We start from the raw sequence: 18,614 nt of genomic DNA, 5'->3' as shown, positions 1-18,614 counted from the left end.
GCCGGCCGGTGCGGAAGGCAGCGGCGCGATGCCGACGCCCGAACGCGAAAACCCCTCGAAGAGGATCGGCGCCGCCGCAAGATAGCCGGTCAGCCCGGGCACGGAACCGCCGTCGGGCCGGCCCGCCCACACCCCGAGCACGTGACGCCCGTCATAGCCGACCGCCCACGCGTCGCGGTAGCCATAGGAGGTGCCGGTCTTGTAGGCGATGCCGAGCCGCGGCGCGCCCTGCGGCGGGACCACGCCCGACAGGATGTCGGCGATCTGCCAGCTTGCCTGCGGCGTCAGGACGGAGGGCGGGCCGGCCGGAACGTCGCTCCCGGCAAGATAGTGCAGCGGCCGTACCCGGCCACGATTGGCCAGCCCGCCATAGAGTTGCACCAGCCCTTCCAGGGTCAGACCCGCGCCGCCGAGGCCGATGGCGAGCCCCGGCGTCTCGCCGGGCGGCAGGACGGGCGCCACGCCGGCCCGCCTCATTCGCGAGACGAGCCGCACCGGGCCGACCGCATCGAGCAGCCGGATCGCCGGCACGTTGAGAGACATCTGCAGCGCCGTGCGCACCGTGACGTCGCCCTGATAGTCGAGATCGAAATTGCGCGGGCGGTAGCCGGAGAAATTGCCCGGCCGGTCCTCGATCATCGTTTCCTGCATCACCAGCCCTTCCTCGAAGGCAAGGCCGTAGATGAAGGGTTTCAGCGTCGAGCCGGGCGAGCGCTGCGCGACGCTCATGTCGATCCAGCCGGCGCGCGCCGCATCGAAATAGCCGGCCGAGCCGACCCGCGCCAGAACCTCGCCGCTCTGCGCGTCGGCGAGGATCATCGCCACCGAGACGCGTCTGCCGAGACGCCGCGCCGCCTCGGCGGCCACTGCTTCCAAATTGGCCTGTGCACTGCGGCTGACGAGCAACTGGTAGCGGCCCGCTTCAGGCTCGGCCTTCATGACGGCATCGGCCAGATGCGCCGCATAGGCGGGCATCGGCAGCCGCCGCGCTGCAACCTTCGCCCCCGAGGCCCGTTCGACTTCGCTTTCGGCGATCACGCCGGCGCGCGCCATGCGCGCCAGCACCCGGTCGCGGGCCGCTCCCGCCGCCTGCGGATGGCGGTCGGGTCGCCGTGCCTCCGGCGCCTGGGGCAGCGCCACCAGAAGCGCCGCCTCGGCAAGGCCGAGCTTGTGCGGTTCCTTGCCGAACCAGGCGAGGCTCGCCGCACGCACGCCCTCGAGGTTGCCGCCATAGGGCGCCAGCGTCAGGTAGCGCTCGAGGATCTCGCGCTTGCTCAGTCGCCGCTCGATCTGCAGCGCACGGGCGATCTGGCGGATCTTCGCCGCAAAGCTCCGTTCCACGCGCGGTTCGAGCAGCCGGGCAAGCTGCATGGAAAGGGTCGAGCCGCCCGAGACGATGCGGCCGTTCCCAACGAGCTGTAGCGCCGCCCGGCCGAGCGCCCTCAGATCGACCCCGGAATGCGACCAGAAGCGCTGGTCCTCGTAGGCGACGAGCATCTCGAGGAATTGCGGGTCGAGCCTGCCGATGTCGGCCTTCAGCCGCCAGCGCCCGTCCGGCGCCGCATAGGCGCGCAGCAGCGCCCCGTCGCGATCGACCACCTCCGGCGACACGGCGCTCGCGCTGAGCGGTGGCGGGTAGGCCTCGTCGAGCCGGCCGAGTGCCACGGTGCCGGCAAGGACGACTGCCACCAGGGCGATGCCGGCGATGGCCAGCCGGCGCAGGACAAGGCGGCGATTCATGGGAGTGAACCGTGTCCGAACGGGAGTGCGGTCATCTCCCCCTCAAGGGCAAGGCAATGGCCTATGGTCCTTCTTGCAGGCTCCGCCTGCGACCCCCACCCTCGATCCCTCCCCTCAAGGGGGAGGGAAGAAAAGTGGTGCGCCCGATCATCCCCCTCCCCCTTGAGGGGAGGGGTAAGGGGTGGGGGTACCGCGCCGCCACAGGCGACTGCCCTTCCCTCAAGAGGGAGATGGCCGCCCCGTTCGACAAGCTCAGGAAGCCAGAGGGGGGTATCGAAGCACACCGACATCAATCCTCTTCCTACTGCCCCAGCACCTCCATGAACCCTGTTGCCGTGCGCGCCGAAAGCTCCGGCCGGTACATATCCTCGACGCTCGCCGCCGGGTGCGTGTAGACGCCCGGTGTCACCGCCCGCACCACATAGGCAAGGCGGAAGCTGCGCTCGCTGCCGCCGGAGCGGTCGAAGGCGGCGATGAAGCGGTCGTCGCGGAACTCCGTATGCGCGGCGCTCGTCTCGCCCAGCCATTCGAAATTGGCAAGGTCGGCGCTGTTCACCAGGCGCGGATTGTCGATCTCGAAGCCGGCCGGCAAGAGATCGGAAACCAGCACCCGCGACGGCCAGCTGTTCTTCTCCGAAACGTTGAGCACCACCACGTAACGCTCGTTCTGGCGCGCCTCGGAGACGTTCACTTCGGTGCCATCCAGCCGATAGTAGGTGCGCTCGATCGTGAAGCCCTCGCCGCCGGCCGGCAGCGGCTGCTGGGGCGCGGCCACCGTGGTGATCACCGCGGTGACCGGCTCCGATCCCGCATTGGCGACGGTCAGCGGAGCGGCCGAAACCTCGGCGCCGGTAAGCCGCCGGGCGAAGCCGCCGGAATGGGCGGCGCCGTCGACCGTCAGCCGGATGTCGTTGCCCGACTGGCTGAGCGCCCGGGCGGCCAGCAGCATCCAGGCTTCGTCCTGCGTGCTCATGTAACGCGTCCTGCCGCGGATGTCGGAAACGAGATCGATCATCTGCGGCACCAGGGCCGGTTCGGGACGGCTCTCGGCAGCGAGCGCCAGCAACGCCGCGCCGTCGCGCAGGCGCGAGCCGTAGTCGGACCGCCCCGAGCGGCCACCGGGCATGCCTCGCGCTAGGCGGAAGGCCGACGAGAAACCGCTTTCGGCGCGCTGCGCGTCGCCATAGAGCGCCAGGCCCGCCGCGAGCTGGGCGCGCGCCAGCGGCGTCTCGAACTCGTCGAGCCGCGTGTCGAGATAATAGCGCAGGTCTCCGGCCGAGGCCTTGCGGTTGCGCGCCGTCACGTAGAGCGCATAGGCGATCTCGCCGCCCCGCGACTGGACGTCCGTGTCATAGGCCAGCGAGTTCTGCAGGTTCTGCAGCGCCTGCGTCATCGCCAGCTCGGGCACGGCAAAGCCCTGTTCGCGTGCCCGGGTCAGGAAGTCGGTGACATAGGCGTCAAGCCACAAATCGCCTGATCCCGGTCCCCAGAGGCCGAAGCTGCCCGACGATGACTGGTAGGAAAGGACGCGCTTGATGGCATCCTCGATGCGACCCTTGATGGCCGGATCCTCCTCCAGCCCCGCCTGCCTGGACAGTTCGCTGACATAGAGAAGCGGCAGGGCGCGGCTGGTGGTCTGCTCGGCACAGCCATAGGGGTAACGGTCGAGCGACATGAGAAGCGCCGGAATGTCGAACGCCTCCGAGCGCGCCACGCTGAGAGACACCGACGCCCCGTCGACGAAGCTGTCGGCGAGAAGCTCGCTGTCGAGCCTCACGCTGCCGCCATTGGGGGTGAGCGTCACCGTGCGCCGGCTGCCGACCGGCATCACGCCGGGCCGCACCGGCAGGCCGACCGTCTTTTCCACCGTCAGGCCGGAGGGGTGGGCGAGCGCAACGGTTAATCCGGCAGGGCCGGCGTCTCGCGCCGAGATCGGCAGAGACAGAGTGGTCCGCCCGCCGGCTTCGAGCGTCAGGCTCGAGGGGGCGCTGCGCAGATCGGCGGCAACGGCGCCGTCGGCGGTGACGGTCAGCGCGTAGTCGCCGGCCGGGCCGTCCGTGTTCGCCACCTCGAGCAGCACGCGCGCCTCATCCCCCGGAGCAAGGAAACGCGGCAGGCTGGTGGTCAGCACCACCGGATCGCGGATGATCACATCCTTCACGGCGTTGCCGACGCCGCTCTTCGACCAGGCGACGGCCATCACCCGCGCCGTGCCGTTGAACTGCGGAATGTCGAAGGAAATGTCCGCCTTGCCCTCGGCGTCCAGCCGCACGATGCCGGAGAAGAAGGCGATCAGCTTTTCGGTCGGCGGGCTGCCGGTGGTGGCGAGGCCACCCCCGTCGCCACCCGTGCGCAAGCGGCCGGCCGCGCCCAGCGAGCCATCGATCAGGCGCCCGTAGATGTCGCGCATCTCCAGCCCCAGCATGCGCTGGCCGAAATACCAGCCGCCCGGGGCCGGCGCCTCGTAACGGGTCAGGTTCAGGATGCCGACATCGACCGCCGCGACGGTCACATAGGCCTCCTCACCGGCGGCGAGGTTGCCGACCGTCACCGGCACGGTCAGCGTCTCGCCCGGCCGCACCTTCTCGGCAACGTCGAGATCCACCGCCAGCTTGCGCCCGGCCGGGTCCACCTTCAGCCAGCGCAGCCCGATGGCGCGCATGGGCAGCCGGTTCTCGGCCGCCTCGCCGGGCCGGAACATCGTCGCCGTGACATAGGAGCCGGCGCCCATCTCGGCGGTCACCGGTATGTCGATGGTGGCGCCTTCCTCCGGCACGCTCGCCGTGAAGGTCTGCAGCAGGCTTTCCGCGCCGACCGTGACCAGGACCTCCCCGGCAAAGCGCGGCGAGATCTTCAGCTTGGCCGTGTCGCCCACCGCATAGCCGTCGCGGTCGAGCGCCACTTCCAGCCCGTCCGGCGTCTCGGTCGATCCTTCCCCGACATACCAGCCGGAGCTGAACTCGGTGCTGGTGATCGGACCGTCGGCCTCGGCACTCTCAACCTCCAGCCGGTAGCGACCCCAGCTTGCGGAGACGCTGATCTGCGGCTCGGCATCCGGCGATGCGTCGACCGTGCCTTCCCGCACCAGCTTGGTGGTGGTGATCGGCTCGTAGTTCCACGATCCGTTGTTGCGATACCACTGATAGTGCCGTTCCACCTGCAGCAGCGACCACTTCACGCCGGGCATGGCGATGCGGCGCCCCTCGGGATCGACGGCGATGACCCGGAAGCTCGCAGTGCCGCCTTCCGGCACCTCGCCGCCCGAAAATTCCGGCTTGACGCCGATCATGTCGGTTTCCGGCCGCACGCCGATGTCGAGCGAGCGCTCGACGGCGCGGCCGCCCGCCTCGCGCATCTGCACGCTGATCTCGGCGGTGAGAAGCCGGGTGGTTGACGGCGCCGCGTCGATGGCCACCGGGAACACCGCCTTGCCGTCGGCATCCGTGTCGGGCAGGCCGGTGAGTGCCGTCCGGCTCGCCTCCACGTCCTCCTCGTCGGCGAGGCCGAAGAGATAGCCGGGGGAGGCGTCCCACTGCCGCGTGGTGTCGACCGTGAGCTGGCCCTCGAGCGATAGGCCCGCCGCAGGCGCGCCGTAAAGATAGCGCCCGTCCAGCGTCACCTCGGTCGAGCCGCCGACCGGTATGTCCTCCTCGGCGCTCGACAGGTCGAACTCGGTGCGGTCGGGCACGAAATCCTCGACCAGGAACATCTTCTCGGCGATCGCCGGCTGCTTCGGGTCGGCATGGACGCGCAGGGTCCAGGTGCCGCGCATGGCGTTGTCCGGCAGGGCCAGATCCACCGCATGGCCGCCGAGCTCCCCGCCCTTGGAGACGATGCGCCGGTCCTCCATGCCGTCGGGGCGCTGGAAGATGAAGGTCAGCGGCAGGTCGTCCACCGCGTCGACCGAAGGATCGCGCAGCAGCGTCGCCGCGTGAACGGTCTCGCCGGCGCGGTAGATGCCGCGCTCGGTCCAGGCGAAGGCGTCGAGCGGCCCGGGAGAGGGGCGACCCGTGACGCCGCGATCCGACAGGTCGAAGCCGGCCCGCGTCATGTCGAGGAAGACGAAATCATCCGTGCCGTTCTCGGCGACGATGGCGGCCGGCGTCAGGCCGGCGGAACCGCGCGACAGGCCCGGCGCGAACGTCGCGCGGCCATCGGCATCGGTCGTCGCCTCGCCCAGCACCTCGTTGTTGCGCGCCAGCAGCTTCAACGTCAGCCCGGTGAGGGGCCTGGCGGAGGCGAGCGAACGGGCGAAGACGGAGAGCCCGTCATTGCCGGTGAAGGTGGACAGCCCGATGTCGGAGACGAGGAACCATTGTGTGGCGCGGCTGTCCCAGGTCTGGCTGGTGTCGCCCTCAGGCACCGCCGTCAGCATGTAGACGCCCGGCTTGCGCTCGGGCACCGCCTCGTCGATCGGAATGCTTGTCACCACATCCTTGTTGAGCTCGGAGGCGATCTCCACCGTGCCCTCCCAGACCGGCTCGCCCATGTCGTCGGCCACCTGGCCGACCTCATAGCCGTCGAGCTGGCGCAGGAACTTCGATTCCGTCAGAAGCCCGGTCAGCGCCCGCTCGCCCACCCGGTAGAGCGACAGCTTGGCGTTCTCCGTGTTGACCGACACGAAGGGGATGCCGCGCCGCGCGGTCGACGGCAGCACGAAATTGTCGCCGGTGAAGCGCAGCGCCGGGGCACGGTCGCGAATGTAGATCTCCAGCGGCACCGGTTCGGCGATCACCTCGCCGATGGCCGAGGGCAGCCCCTGGCGGATGACCACCCTGTATTGCTCGCCGTGCTTCAGCCCGCTGACGCAAAGCTCCTTGTCGCTCTGGTCGATGGCCACGGAGCGCTGGCTCTCGACTGTCATGTACTGCGCGTAGTCGATGCCGCTCTTCACCAGCTCCTCGGAGAACTGCACGCAGACCCGTGGGCTGACGCTGTCGGAATCCACCGAATGATCGATGATCCGGAATCCCTTGCGCCGCTTGAGATCGGCATAGAGCGCCTGCACCTGCGGCGAGGGCTGCAGCGCCAGGCTGGCCTCGTAGGCGCTGATCGCCGGGCGGAACAGATTGCGCTGCTCCAGCGCCCCGGCCAGGGCTGCGAGGGCCTCGGCGCGGTCGCCGCTCGTGCGCGAAAGGTTGTAGGCCGTGACGCCGGCGCCGGTCGCGGCACGCTGCAGCGTGTAGCGGGTGATCGCCCCGACCGGGTCGGCGGCGGTTGCGGCGCGGGCCAGCCCCGCCCACAGCGCGGCGTCCTTCGGCTCGACGGCTATGGCGGCCCTGTAGGCCCGCATCGCCCTGTGCGGGTCGCCCCCCGCAAGCGCCTGGCTGGCGGTGGAGACCAGCGAGACAAAGCCCGCATCGCCGCCCCCGGCCGTGCGCAGGACTTCGGCGCGATAGCCTTCCGCCTCGTTGATCACATGGTCGGGCACGAACCTGAGAGCCGGAGCTGCGCCGATATCGGGCGCCGCATCCGCCGTCACCACCTTGCCGGCCACCGCGCCGTCGAAGGGATTGAGCTGGTTGAAATCGGACTTGAGGAAGCACCACTTGGCGCGCGTGTTGTAGGTGAAGGCGCGGCATTGGGAATCGCCGAGGCACACCGCCTTGCACTGGTCGAGCGACACGTTCTGCTCCGTCCTGAGATCGAAGCCGAAGTAATCGCCGTTTTCGCTGGTGACGACGCGCCGCGTGTCCTGCGCCATGGCGGAGGCGATGAGGCCGAACGTCGCGAAGAGAAAAACGGAGAGCCCGCGTGCCGTGCGCATAATATACCTCCAGCGCTGCCGATTACGTCCCCGCGATATTGGCCCAGCTTTGCAAAAGCCTGTCAACAAGCCAGTTGTACTACGCGGGATACTCGCTCCCGGGATCGCGCCGGATCCCGCTCGAGCATGGCGAACCGCCCGGCCGGACAGGCTGCGATAAAATCTTCACGCTGGCTCTTGCAACACCGGCTTTAACGTAACATATGTTGTTACATGAAACCCGACAGCAAGCTCTCGGGCGTCCTGCACGTCCTTCTTCACATGCTCGGCATGAAAAGCCCGGCGACCTCCGAACAGCTGGCGCGGATGATGGGCACCAACCCCGTCGTCGTCCGCCGCGTCATGGCCGGCCTCAGGAAACAGGGGCTGGTCGCCTCCGCCAAGGGGCACGGCGGCGGCTGGACCGTTTCCTGCGATCCGGCGAGCGTCACCCTGGCCGACATCTACAAGGCCGTCGGCGAGCCGACGGTGATCGCCATGGGCCACCGCTCGCAGATGCCGGGCTGCCTTGTCGAGCAATCGGTGAACCACGCCCTGGACGAGGCTTTCCGCGAGGCCGAGGCGGTGTTCCAGAAGCATTTGAACGCCGTGACGCTGAGCGCCCTTTCCGAAGACTTCAACCGCCGCCTCGCCGAGCGCGGCCAGACGCTGGAGCAGCAATCCCATGCAGTATGACGCCATCATCATCGGCGGCAGCTTTGCCGGCCTTTCCGCCGCCATGCAGCTCGGCCGCGCCAACCGTTCGGTCTGCGTCCTCGACACCGGCAGGCCGCGCAACCGCTTCGCGGTGCGCTCGCACGGCTTCTTCGGGCAGGACGGCGCCGCGCCCCTCGCCATGCTGGCCGACGCCCGGCAGAAGGTCGCCGCCTATCCGAGCGTCTCCTTCCGCGACGCCGAAGCCACTGCGGCACGGGCCAACGGCGAGGGCTATGCCGTCACCCTGTCCGATGGCGAAGCGCTTTCCGGCCGGCGTCTCGTCCTCGCCTTCGGCTTGAAGGACAGGCTGCCGGACATTCCCGGCATGACCGAGCGCTGGGGCCGCTCCGTGCTCCACTGTCCCTATTGCCACGGCTACGAGTTCCTCGGCCGCCCGCTCGGCGTGCTGAGCGTCATCCCCCAGTCTGTCCACCAGGCCGAGCTCATCACCGAATGGGGCCCGACCACCTTCTTCCTGAACGGCGGCGCGATGCCCGACGAGGCGACCCGCGCACGCCTTTCCGCCCGCGGCGTCACGCTCGAGCCCGAGCGTGTGGTCAGCCTTGAGGGACAGGCGCCCGATCTGGCCGGCCTGCGGCTGGCAGATGGGCGCCTCGTCGAGGTGAGCGCGCTCTACCTCGCCCCGGACAGCCGCCCGCAGAGCCCCATCGCCGAGCAGCTCGGCTGCACCTTCGAGGACGCTCCGTTCGGCAGGATCATCCGCACCGATGCCCTGAAGAGGACCGGCGTGCCCGGCGTCTTCGCCGCCGGGGACATCACGCGCATGGCGCACAACGCCACCTTCGCCTCGGCCGACGGCGTCCAGGCCGGCGCCTCCGTGCACCAATCGCTCGTCTTCGGGCAGACGTGACGCGGGCGGGGATGCGCCGCAGCGGGGCGCGAGCGGAGGAACCGGACCCGGTTTTGCCTGGCGCCCCTCGACTTATGTGATCCTCCAGGTGGGGGAATGGTGCCATGGACACCCGGCGCGCATCAGGTGAGCCACTTTGTCATCGCATGATCGGCAATCAGGAAAATCACGATTGCCGAGACGATCGCCCCGCCCTCTGCGGCGAACGCTCCGTACGACGCCAGGCAAGGCCGAACGATCGTCACGCCCACCAACACCGCCAGGATGGCGCTCCAACTGTGGATCCATTTCGACGAAAGTTTTCGCATCGCACCCGTCACGCTGGATTGGCTGCAGCTTGCGCGCGCAGCTTCTGCAAACGCGGCACGGTGGGCCTTGTCGGGCTTTCAATGACGGTCGTCATGGTGACCGCCGCGCCCGGAGAATGAATTGCCGTGTCTTCCAGGATAATCCCGCGAACTTGGATGAACGCCGACAGTCATACCAATGGTATTCCCGCTCAGGGTTCCGTCCAGGGCACTTCCGATGGCCCCTCCGACCTTGCCGCCCACATAGGCTCCGGCCAAGCTACCGGCTTTGCCGCGCCCCACAACACCTCCAATGACCGTGCCGGCAAACTCACCGATGGTTACGCTTGCACCGCCCCGTTCTCTCGAAGAGCCTCCGTCAAAACACATAATTATATCTTTCATAAATATAAATAATAACAAACATAGATAAAATATGCATGATACTTAAAATCAATAAATCATCAAAAAATCAAGTTTCAATCGGGACAGATATTCCTGTACGGATGAAAATTCTTCCGGGCCCACTCTGGCTCAGGAGGTGAAACCCGATAAGTTCGTACCACCGCCGGACCTGAGGGCGATTCGAGTAGCGCAGGGCAATCGCCGGAGCGCCGAGATAACGCCCCTGCAAGACGTCCATATGTTTCCGGCCAAACCGCACCGAGGGAACGCTCGGATCGAAGAATTGCTCGGTGGCAACGAACGAAGTCCAGAGGCCCTCGAAATCTATGCGCCAAGCAATTACCGCAAGGGCCCGCCCCTTGTGCCACAGCACATCAGCCATCCCCAGGCGCAGCCGCTCGTGCATGAACGCGCTTGCCGCTTCCAGGGTATAGCCGGCCCGGGCGATTTCCTTTTCGGTTTCCTTATCCAGAGATTCGAGCACATATGGCAGGTCCCCGATCTTGGCAGGCTCGGCTTCCATGAATCGTATCCTCGGACCACAAGAGATGCCGGCGCGAGCGGGAGAAAGAGGGGTCGGCAAGACGGGCCAAACAGATGCGCTTCATGTTAGCGCATAGCACCGCGGAATCTGGCTGAGAAACAGACGATATATGGCGGAGAATCGCGGCGACATTTCGAACCCGCAGGGTTCGCAAGCCCGACCGGGCGTCGCGCGGCCAGCGCGCCCCGTCGGAGCCGTGAGCGAAGCGAACTGGCGTGAGATGTGGAAAATGGCGGACCGAAGCCGACGAAACAGAGAACTACGTCTACGCTATACCCCTCCAAAATTGAGGCGAGAACGAATGGCCCAGTTGGGAGGGACGCGGACCGGCGGCTTTCAGGAAAACCATCAGCGAGGGCGGACAGTTTTCGTATCCTGATCTAGCCAATGCTTCAGATCGCCATACGCAAAACGCGGATCTGCCCTTTGGTCCCGTCCTGGCGGATCGGAATAGCCTGAATGGTACCGTCGTCATCGTCGAACTCGATCACCACAAGGACTTCGCCAAGACCTATCCTTCGTGCGCTGTCTGCGACCTCGGCCTCGATCCGTTCGCTTGGGATTTTGGACGGAAGGGTAAGACGCAGTTCCACGTAATCTGTCTCTTCCGTTGGGAAGGGCTGGGCCACCACGATGCTGCCGCTCTGCGGATCTTCATATGTGAAGTAGTCGCCTTCGATGACTATGTAGTGCGGAAGATGCAGAACGTCGCGCAATACGACTTGCGGATCACTGGTTCCGAGCAGAAAGGCGACCTCGCCAGCATTCGCAATCCCGTTTGATCCGCCCTGATCAGCAAACAGCCAGGGACCAGCCCCGGTTTCAACAATGCGGCCCTCTTCTTCGGGCTCGCTCCGCGTTTCGGCCGACCACCCGAACATCCGGGTGCCGAATCTTGTGAACAAAGTCGCGCTGCCGAGCATGGATGCGGCCTGGTAACGCCGGGCAAGGCCACCGGTTTCAGCCCCGAGTGGATCAATGTCTGCATCCGCATCGTTGGTAATAATCACCACACCAGGTCGACTACCTTCTCCAACTGATCCGATGGTTGCGTAGCCCTTGCTGTCCTGCGCAAATCTGAAGAAGCTGGAGAGCAATGTGTACAGATGGTTGTGGTCGAAGCCGAATGTCTGAAACATCGGCATCTCGACATCATCATCTCCTTCAACACGCGAAAAACCGATGCCTGGTTAAACGAGCCACTGTCCATCGTCGGCACGCGTTACTGGCGCGGTACTGTCTTCAAGCCAGCATAAAAACTCATCAAGTATGCTTACTTCATCGCCATCGCGCAGAACGAAAAAGCCCAGAATGTACTCCATTATTATCTCCTCCATTCAAACGATCCAGGTTTGTCTTTCACCGGCCCTCAGGCGCATGGCGAATTGCCTTCGCGGTTTTGGATCGTGTTATCGAATTCATTGTATCAAGAAATCAAAATCCTCCTTCAATCTTTCTCCTTTTGAAGATCTTTCTATATAAGGATTGTGACGAGCCGGTTGTCCGGGCATGGAAAGTTTCGGGTTGCCCGCAAATGACCTGGTTGTCGGAGAGGGAGGTCGTTTGCTGCTGTAGGCTGATCTTCAAGATATATCGGGCTGTAGCGTAGAATCGGCGGCTCTCAGCGTCGCTTGGTGCGAGCGCGGTGATCGGCGGCAATATCGCGTTATAGAGGGAAATCGGCGGCTTATGGCGGAGAGGGAGGGATTCGAACCCCCGATACCCTTGCGAGTATGCCGCATTTCGAGTGCGGTGCTTTCAACCACTCAGCCACCTCTCCGCGAGATGCTGGCAGGCCGGTGCCGGCGCGGCGCACTAGATAGCCGGTGAGCGCCTCCGTTACAAGGGCCAATCTGCATCAATTTCGGCTTGCGCCTTGACCTTGTGACAACCTTCCGTTATGCACACGCGTCTTGCGGCGTGGGACAGTCCCTGCGCCGTTTGTGCTTTAACTCACAAGTTTGAGCTTTAACCCACAAGACTGACAAAAAGACGGCAGGCCGCCCTCTTGGCGCGCCCAAGCCGGACCGGACACCGAAAGGCAAGAAAGATGTTCGCAGTCATCAAAACCGGCGGCAAGCAGTACCGCGTCGCCGCCAACGACCTGCTCGAGGTCGAGCATGTCGCCGGCGAGCCCGGCGAGATCATTCAGTTTGCAGACGTCCTGGCCGTCGGCCAGGGCGAGGACGTGACGTTCGGCGCGCCGCTCGTCGACGGCGCCAGCGTGGCCGCCGAAGTGGTCGAGCAGGGCCGCGGCAAGAAGGTGATCGCCTTCAAGAAGCGTCGCCGCCAGAATTCGCGCCGCAAGCGCGGCCATCGCCAGCTTCTGACCACGGTGCGCATCTCCGAGATCCTCACCGGCGGTGCGAAGCCCGCCAAGAAGGCCGCCGCCAAGCCGGCGAAGAAGGCCGAGACGAAGACGGAAGCGCCCGCAGCGGCCGCCCCCCTCTTCACCGCGCCGGCCGGCGAGCCCGACGATCTGACGAAGATCAAGGGCATCGGTCCGGTGGCCGCCGGCCAGCTCGCCGAGCAGGGCATCACCACCTATGCCCAGGTGGCCGCCCTCACCGACGAGGACGTGGTCAGGATCGACGAGGCGATGCCGTTCAGCGCCGACCAGATCAAGGACTGGCGCGAGCAGGCCAAGGACCTGGCGAAATAAACCGCGCCAGCGGGTTGAAAACACGCGCGTGACAGCGCATTAGGAATACGAGCGCTCTTGCGGGCGCAAAGGAGTAGCAAGATGGCACACAAAAAAGCTGGCGGTTCCTCGCGCAACGGTCGCGATTCCGAATCCAAGCGTCTTGGCGTGAAGAAGTTCGGCGGCGAGAAGGTGCTCGCCGGCAACATCATCATCCGTCAACGCGGCACGCAGTGGCACCCCGGCGTCAATGTCGGCATGGGCAAGGACCATACGCTTTTCGCGCTTGAGGCCGGTGCGGTCTCGTTTGCCAAGAAAGCCAACGGCCGAACCTACGTGTCGGTAAACCCGATTACGGAAGCAGCGGAATAGCCGGTCCGCTTCACCAAACACCGGCGACCCATCTCGGGGACCGGTGTCTGGACAGTCCGGAAAAGGTTCAAAGGGGAGATGGGTCGCCATCTCCCCTTTCATTTTGTCCGGAGGAAGAAAGATGGTTGCCGAAAGTGAAGAGGTTGAAGCCGAAAGTATAAGGATAGACTGCCCGGTTCTGGTCACCGAGCGCCTCGTGCTGCGCATCCCGCGCGACGACGACGTGACGGAGCTGGTGGAACTGGCCAACAACCGGCGCCTTGCCGAGATGCTGGCCCGTATGCCGCACCCCTATCGCCTGATGGACGCGAACGCCTTTCTGACCCGTGTGCGCCATGGCGCGGCAAGCGGCTGCACCTATGCCATCACGCTTTCCGAGAGCGGCGCCTTCATCGGCTGCGCGGGGCTCGAGCCGCGCGAGCACGGCCTCGAGATCGGCTACTGGATCGGCGAGCCCTACTGGGGCCGGGGTTATGCCACCGAAGCCGCCCATGCCCTGGTCGACCTCGCCTTCCGCGCCACCGACATCGACCGGCTCAACGTCTCCTGCCGCGTCACCAACAGCGCCTCGCGGCGCGTCATTCACAAATGCGGTTTCCAGTATGCCGGCCAGGGCATGATGGATTCGGTGGTGGCCGGCAAGGTGCCCGTCGAGCGCTATCAGCTCGACCGCAAGACCTGGGTGAGCCTCAGAAGCTGGGGCGCCTGACGGACAAGGGCGGGAGCGGGCAATCGGGCGATTGTCCGCTCTCGCACTTCTGCGCGCGATGCTGTAGAGGGTTGCCGCAACGACACGAAAGACTTGACGACTCATGAAATTTCTCGATCAGGCCAAGGTCTATATCCGCTCCGGCGACGGCGGCGCCGGCTCCGTGTCGTTCCGGCGTGAGAAGTTCATCGAGTTCGGCGGGCCGGACGGCGGCGACGGCGGGCGCGGCGGCGATGTCTTTGTGGAAGCCGTCGAGGGGCTGAACACGCTCATCGACTACCGCTACCAGCAGCATTTCAAGGCGCAGACCGGAACGCACGGCATGGGCCGCACGCGCACCGGCGCCAAGGGCGCCGACGTGGTGCTGAAGGTGCCGGTCGGCACGCAGGTTTTCGAGGAAGACAACGAGACCCTGATCTGCGACCTCACGCAGGTGGGTCAGCGCTTCCGCCTGGCCGCCGGCGGCAATGGCGGCTTCGGCAACCAGCATTTCAAATCCTCGACCAACCGCGCGCCGCGCCGCGCCAATCCCGGCCTGCCGGGCGCGGAGGCGTGGATCTGGCTGCGCCTGAAGCTGATCGCCGATGCCGGCCTCGTCGGCCTGCCGAACGCCGGCAAGTCGACCTTCCTGGCGGCGGTGACGGCGGCCAAGCCGAAGATTGCCGATTATCCCTTCACCACGCTGCATCCCAATCTCGGCGTCGTGCGCATCGATGCGCGCGAATTCGTGCTGGCCGACATTCCGGGCCTCATCGAGGGGGCGCATATGGGCGTCGGCATCGGCGACCGATTCCTCGGCCATGTCGAGCGCACGCGCGTGCTGCTGCATCTGGTGTCGGCCCGCGAGGAAGATCCCGCCGTCGCCTATGAGACGGTGCGCGGCGAGCTCGACGCCTATGGGCACGGCCTCACCGACAAGGAAGAGATCCTGGCGCTCAGCCAGGTCGATGTCCTCGATCAGGAAACGCTCGCCGCAAAGCAGGCGGCGCTTGCCGAGGCGGCCGGCCGCCAGCCGCTTCTTCTGTCCGCCGCCACCGGCCAGGGCGTGCAGGAGGTGCTGCGCGCCGTCATGCGCGTCATCGAGGAGGCGCGCCGCGAAGAGCACGACCGGGACACGGTCGACGAGCGCTGGCAGAAATAGGCTTCCCGAGGATAGGCTTTCCATGACCCGCTCCCCGCTCAAGGCGCACCGCCGCATCACCGTCAAGATCGGCTCCGCCCTTCTGGTCGACCGCAAGAGCGGCCTGAAGCGCGCGTGGCTGGCGGCGCTGGCGGACGATATCGCCGGCCTGCGCGCCGAGGGCGTGGAGGTGCTGGTGGTGTCTTCCGGCGCCATCGCGCTCGGCCGCACGATCCTCGGCATCGAGCGGCGCACCCTCAAGCTGGAGGAGAGCCAGGCCGCCGCCGCCGTCGGCCAGATCGCGCTGGCCGGCGCCTGGGACGAGGAGCTGCGCAAGCGCGGGCTGAAGTCGGGTCAGGTGCTCGTCACGCTCGGCGACACCGAGGAGCGCCGCCGCTATCTCAATGCACGCGCCACCATCTCGACGCTGTTGAAGATGGACGTCGTGCCGGTGATCAACGAAAACGACACGGTGGCCACCAGCGAGATCCGCTACGGCGACAACGACCGTCTGGCCGCCCGTGTCGCCACCATGCTGGGCGCCGACCTGCTGGTGCTCCTGTCGGATGTCGACGGGCTTTACACGGCCCCGCCGGCGACCAATCCCGAAGCCCGCTTCATCCCCGTGGTCGAGACCATCACGCCGCAGATCGAGGCGATGGCCGGCGCCGCGGCCTCCGAGCTGTCGCGCGGCGGCATGCGCACCAAGCTCGATGCCGGGCGCATCGCGACCGCCGCCGGCACGGCCATGCTCATCGCCTCCGGAACGCGGCTCAACCCGCTCTCGGCGATCGACCGCGATGCCCGCTCCACCCTGTTCAAGGCGAGCCGGACGCCCGTGCGCGCCTACAAGACATGGATCGCCGGGCAGCTCGAGCCGGCCGGCACGATCGGCGTCGATGAGGGCGCGGTGCGTGCCCTGGTGGCGGGAAAGTCGCTGCTGCCGGCGGGCGTCGTGCGGGTGTCGGGCAGCTTCGCGCGCGGCGACACGGTGGCGATCGTCGGCCCGGACGGCCGCGAGGCGGCGCGCGGGCTGGTTGCCTATGACGCCGCCGATGCCGTAAGAATTGCCGGGCTGAAGAGCGGCGACATCGCCGAGGTGCTCGGATATGAGGCGCGCGCTGCCATGGTGCATCGCGACGATCTGGTGCTGACGCCGCATGCACGACAGGACCGGACGGAGAAGGCGGAGGGCTAGATGCTGATGGCCAACAGGGATGAAAGCGTGGATGTCGCCGCGCTGATGAGCGACCTCGGCAGGCGCGCCCGTGCCGCCGCCGGCCCGTTGTCCATCGCCACGCCGGAGCGGAAGAACGCCGCGCTGGCCGAGATGGCCACCGCGCTCGAGCGCAACCGCGATGCCATCCTCGCCGCCAACGCGGTGGACATGGCCAATGGCGAGGCGGCCGGCCTCTCGGCCGCGCTCCTCGACCGGTTGAAACTTGATCCGACGCGCATCGCCGCCATGGCGGAAGGCATCCGCGCGATCGCGGCGCTGGACGATCCGGTGGGCGACGTCATCGCCGCATGGGACCGGCCGAACGGGCTCCACATCGAGCGCGTGCGCACGCCGCTCGGCGTCATCGGCGTCATCTATGAGAGCCGACCCAACGTCACCGCCGATGCCGGTGCCCTGTGCCTCAAGGCCGGCAACGCGGTGATCCTGCGCGGCGGCTCGGACTCGGCCAATTCCTCGGCGGCCATCCACGCCTGCCTTGTCGAGGGGCTGGAAAGGGCCGGCCTGCCGAAAGACGCCATCCAGCGCGTGCCGGTGACGGACCGCGCCGCCGTGGGCGAGATGCTGAAAGGCCTCGGCGGCAATCTCGACGTGATCGTGCCGCGCGGCGGCCGCAGCCTCGTCGAGCGCGTGCAGAGCGAGGCCCGGGTGCCGGTCTTCGCCCATCTGGAAGGCATCTGCCATCTCTACCTCGATCGCTCGGCCGAGCCCGGCATGGCGGTCGCCATCGCCGTCAACGCCAAGATGCGGCGCACCGGCATCTGCGGCGCCGCCGAAACGCTGCTCGTCGACCGCGCGGAAGCCGATCGCCTGCTGGTGCCGGTGCTCGAGGCCCTGGCGGCGGCGGGTTGCGAGATCCGCGGCGACGCCGAGGTCTGCACCCGCTTTCCGACCGCCAGGCCGGCTTCGGAGGAGGATTGGCGCACGGAATATCTCGACGCCATCATCTCGGTGAAGCTCGTCGACGGCATAGGCGGGGCGATCGACCACATCGCCACCTGGTCCTCGCACCATACCGAAGCGATCGTCGCCGAGGATCCCGCCGCCGTGGAGCGCTTCTTCAACGAGATCGATTCGGCGATCCTGCTGCACAACGCCTCGACGCAGTTCGCCGACGGCGGCGAGTTCGGCATGGGTGCCGAAATCGGCATCGCCACCGGCAAGATGCATGCGCGCGGGCCGGTCGGCGTCGAGCAGCTGACATCGTTCAAATACCGCGTCCGCGGCACCGGCCAGGTCCGGCCGTGAATGGGTCGCGCGTCTCCCCGGCTTTGATGCTCCAGCGCTTCATACCCCCCTCTGGCCTGCCGGCCATCTCCCCCTCAAGGGGGGAGATCGGATGTCTTCGACGTTTCGCCCCTTCTGCAAGGTCGAAGATTGGCGAAACCATCGGCGAAGTCCAATCTCCCCCCTTGAGGGGGAGATGGCCGGCAGGCCAGAGGGGGGTGTGCCGGGCACCCGGCCTTCCCGACACCGCCTATGTGCCGGGATCGTCCCGATGACCGCACCGGATGCCGCGCCGGCGCAGTATCTGCGCATGCCCCAAGTGGAAAAGGGCATGGCCGTCGGCCTGTTCGGCGGCTCCTTCAACCCGCCCCATGCAGGACATGCGCTGGTTGCGGAGATCGCCCTGCGGCGCCTCAGGCTCGACCAGCTCTGGTGGATCGTCACGCCGGGCAATCCGCTGAAGGACAACAGCCATCTCGCGCCCCTGGAAAAGCGCATCGCCCTGTCGAGAAAATGCGCGACCGACCCGCGCATCAAGATCACCGCCTTCGAAGCCCGGCACCGCATCCGCTACACCGCCGACACGATCGACCTGGTGCGGGGGCGCAATCCCGGTGTCGATTTCGTCTGGATCATGGGTGCCGACAGCCTGCGCGACTTCCATCGCTGGGAACGCTGGCGCAAGATCGCCCGCTCGATCCCCATCGCCGTCGTCGACCGGCCCGGCGATACGCTGGCCTTCCTCTCCTCGACCATGGCGAAGACCTTCGACCACGCGCGCATAGACGAGGACGACGCCCCCAGCCTCGCCCGGCGGAAACCACCCGCATGGACCTTCATCCACGGCCCGCGCTCCTCCCTCTCCTCGACGGCGATCCGCAACGCGGGCGGGCCGGCGTGAGGCGGCCTGCCGGGCCTGCCCGAACATGTGATCGGCCGATGTCTTGAAACTGATAAGAGACTCTGCCTATCTAACAGGTACTGCGCAGCATCGAATG

General features: G+C 66.7%; 15 protein-coding genes and 1 tRNA gene. 9 read left to right on the top strand and 7 right to left on the bottom strand.

The window, feature by feature from the left end; genetic code table 11:
* Both pbpC and NUU27_RS16975 read right to left on the bottom strand, forming a co-directional pair.
* Window positions 1–1,740, bottom strand: a 1,740-nt coding sequence (gene pbpC / locus NUU27_RS16980; protein ID WP_257763336.1) for a penicillin-binding protein 1C, incomplete at its 3' end; no start/stop codon positions are given.
* Between the two features lie 301 nt (window positions 1,741–2,041).
* Window positions 2,042–7,507 carry an alpha-2-macroglobulin family protein gene (locus tag NUU27_RS16975; protein WP_257763335.1) on the bottom strand — a complete coding sequence of 1,822 codons (5,466 nt, stop codon included), beginning with the start codon at window positions 7,505–7,507 and terminating at the stop codon, window positions 2,042–2,044.
* A gap of 213 nt (window positions 7,508–7,720) precedes the next feature.
* Between NUU27_RS16975 and NUU27_RS16970 the strand changes: the two genes are divergently transcribed.
* Together NUU27_RS16970 and NUU27_RS16965 are read left to right on the top strand one after the other, a co-directional pair.
* Window positions 7,721–8,182, top strand: a complete 462-nt coding sequence (locus NUU27_RS16970; RefSeq protein WP_257763334.1) for an Rrf2 family transcriptional regulator — start codon at window positions 7,721–7,723, stop codon at window positions 8,180–8,182.
* Window positions 8,172–9,074, top strand: a complete 903-nt coding sequence (locus NUU27_RS16965) for an NAD(P)/FAD-dependent oxidoreductase (RefSeq protein ID WP_257763333.1) — start codon at window positions 8,172–8,174, stop codon at window positions 9,072–9,074. Before NUU27_RS16970 ends, NUU27_RS16965 begins: the two co-directional genes overlap by 11 nt.
* 122 nt (window positions 9,075–9,196) lie before the next feature.
* On the opposite strand, the gene NUU27_RS16960 is transcribed toward NUU27_RS16965, so the two are convergent.
* The 5 genes from NUU27_RS16960 to NUU27_RS16940 all read right to left on the bottom strand — a co-directional run bounded on the left by NUU27_RS16960 (window position 9,197) and on the right by NUU27_RS16940 (window position 12,090).
* A complete protein-coding gene (locus NUU27_RS16960) occupies window positions 9,197–9,382 on the bottom strand; it encodes a hypothetical protein (protein WP_257763332.1) in 186 nt (61 codons plus the stop codon).
* 451 nt (window positions 9,383–9,833) lie between these two features.
* Window positions 9,834–10,289: a hypothetical protein gene (locus NUU27_RS16955; protein ID WP_257763331.1), complete on the bottom strand. Its 456-nt coding sequence runs from the start codon at window positions 10,287–10,289 to the stop codon at window positions 9,834–9,836.
* A gap of 413 nt (window positions 10,290–10,702) precedes the next feature.
* Window positions 10,703–11,449, bottom strand: a complete 747-nt coding sequence (locus NUU27_RS16950) for a hypothetical protein (protein ID WP_257763330.1) — start codon at window positions 11,447–11,449, stop codon at window positions 10,703–10,705.
* Window positions 11,450–11,500: 51 nt separating this feature from the next.
* Window positions 11,501–11,632: a hypothetical protein gene (locus NUU27_RS16945; RefSeq protein ID WP_257763329.1), complete on the bottom strand. Its 132-nt coding sequence runs from the start codon at window positions 11,630–11,632 to the stop codon at window positions 11,501–11,503.
* Window positions 11,633–12,000: 368 nt separating this feature from the next.
* Window positions 12,001–12,090, bottom strand: a tRNA-Ser gene (locus NUU27_RS16940).
* A gap of 270 nt (window positions 12,091–12,360) precedes the next feature.
* On the opposite strand from NUU27_RS16940, the gene rplU reads away from it, so the two are divergent.
* From rplU to NUU27_RS16905, 7 genes are all read left to right on the top strand, one after another.
* Window positions 12,361–12,972, top strand: coding sequence for a 50S ribosomal protein L21 (gene rplU, locus NUU27_RS16935; RefSeq protein WP_257763328.1), 612 nt, complete (start codon window positions 12,361–12,363; stop codon window positions 12,970–12,972).
* A gap of 81 nt (window positions 12,973–13,053) precedes the next feature.
* On the top strand, window positions 13,054–13,323 hold the full coding sequence (gene rpmA, locus NUU27_RS16930; protein WP_257763327.1) for a 50S ribosomal protein L27: 270 nt from the start codon (window positions 13,054–13,056) through the stop codon (window positions 13,321–13,323).
* 121 nt (window positions 13,324–13,444) lie between these two features.
* Window positions 13,445–14,032, top strand: a complete 588-nt coding sequence (locus NUU27_RS16925) for a GNAT family N-acetyltransferase (protein ID WP_257763326.1) — start codon at window positions 13,445–13,447, stop codon at window positions 14,030–14,032.
* Window positions 14,033–14,135: 103 nt separating this feature from the next.
* Window positions 14,136–15,173, top strand: a complete 1,038-nt coding sequence (gene obgE, locus NUU27_RS16920; protein WP_257763325.1) for a GTPase ObgE — start codon at window positions 14,136–14,138, stop codon at window positions 15,171–15,173.
* Between the two features lie 22 nt (window positions 15,174–15,195).
* Entirely contained in the window at window positions 15,196–16,350 is a 1,155-nt protein-coding gene (gene proB, locus NUU27_RS16915; RefSeq protein ID WP_257763324.1) for a glutamate 5-kinase, read from the top strand.
* A complete protein-coding gene (locus NUU27_RS16910) occupies window positions 16,351–17,637 on the top strand; it encodes a glutamate-5-semialdehyde dehydrogenase (protein ID WP_257763323.1) in 1,287 nt (428 codons plus the stop codon).
* A gap of 250 nt (window positions 17,638–17,887) precedes the next feature.
* Window positions 17,888–18,517, top strand: a complete 630-nt coding sequence (locus tag NUU27_RS16905) for a nicotinate-nucleotide adenylyltransferase (RefSeq protein WP_257763321.1) — start codon at window positions 17,888–17,890, stop codon at window positions 18,515–18,517.
* The last annotated feature ends 97 nt before the right edge of the window (window positions 18,518–18,614 follow it).

The organism is Nitratireductor sp. ZSWI3 (genome assembly GCF_024655565.1).
GTDB lineage: Bacteria > Pseudomonadota > Alphaproteobacteria > Rhizobiales > Rhizobiaceae > Nitratireductor.
The sequence above is the reverse complement of the archived record's forward strand: the minus strand, read 5'-3'. Positions and strand labels throughout refer to the sequence as shown.

Bases quoted from the DNA above. Each gene is read 5' to 3' on its own strand.
- NUU27_RS16975 (WP_257763335.1), bottom strand. From the start codon at position 7,507: ATGCGCACGGCACGCGGGCTCTCCGTTTTTCTCTTCGCGACGTTCGGC.
- NUU27_RS16970 (WP_257763334.1), top strand. From the start codon at position 7,721: ATGAAACCCGACAGCAAGCTCTCGGGCGTCCTGCACGTCCTTCTTCAC.
- NUU27_RS16965 (WP_257763333.1), top strand. From the start codon at position 8,172: ATGCAGTATGACGCCATCATCATCGGCGGCAGCTTTGCCGGCCTTTCC.
- NUU27_RS16960 (WP_257763332.1), bottom strand. From the start codon at position 9,382: ATGCGAAAACTTTCGTCGAAATGGATCCACAGTTGGAGCGCCATCCTG.
- NUU27_RS16955 (WP_257763331.1), bottom strand. From the start codon at position 10,289: ATGGAAGCCGAGCCTGCCAAGATCGGGGACCTGCCATATGTGCTCGAA.
- NUU27_RS16950 (WP_257763330.1), bottom strand. From the start codon at position 11,449: ATGTTTCAGACATTCGGCTTCGACCACAACCATCTGTACACATTGCTC.
- NUU27_RS16945 (WP_257763329.1), bottom strand. From the start codon at position 11,632: ATGGAGTACATTCTGGGCTTTTTCGTTCTGCGCGATGGCGATGAAGTA.
- rplU (WP_257763328.1), top strand. From the start codon at position 12,361: ATGTTCGCAGTCATCAAAACCGGCGGCAAGCAGTACCGCGTCGCCGCC.
- rpmA (WP_257763327.1), top strand. From the start codon at position 13,054: ATGGCACACAAAAAAGCTGGCGGTTCCTCGCGCAACGGTCGCGATTCC.
- NUU27_RS16925 (WP_257763326.1), top strand. From the start codon at position 13,445: ATGGTTGCCGAAAGTGAAGAGGTTGAAGCCGAAAGTATAAGGATAGAC.
- obgE (WP_257763325.1), top strand. From the start codon at position 14,136: ATGAAATTTCTCGATCAGGCCAAGGTCTATATCCGCTCCGGCGACGGC.
- proB (WP_257763324.1), top strand. From the start codon at position 15,196: ATGACCCGCTCCCCGCTCAAGGCGCACCGCCGCATCACCGTCAAGATC.
- NUU27_RS16910 (WP_257763323.1), top strand. From the start codon at position 16,351: ATGCTGATGGCCAACAGGGATGAAAGCGTGGATGTCGCCGCGCTGATG.
- NUU27_RS16905 (WP_257763321.1), top strand. From the start codon at position 17,888: ATGACCGCACCGGATGCCGCGCCGGCGCAGTATCTGCGCATGCCCCAA.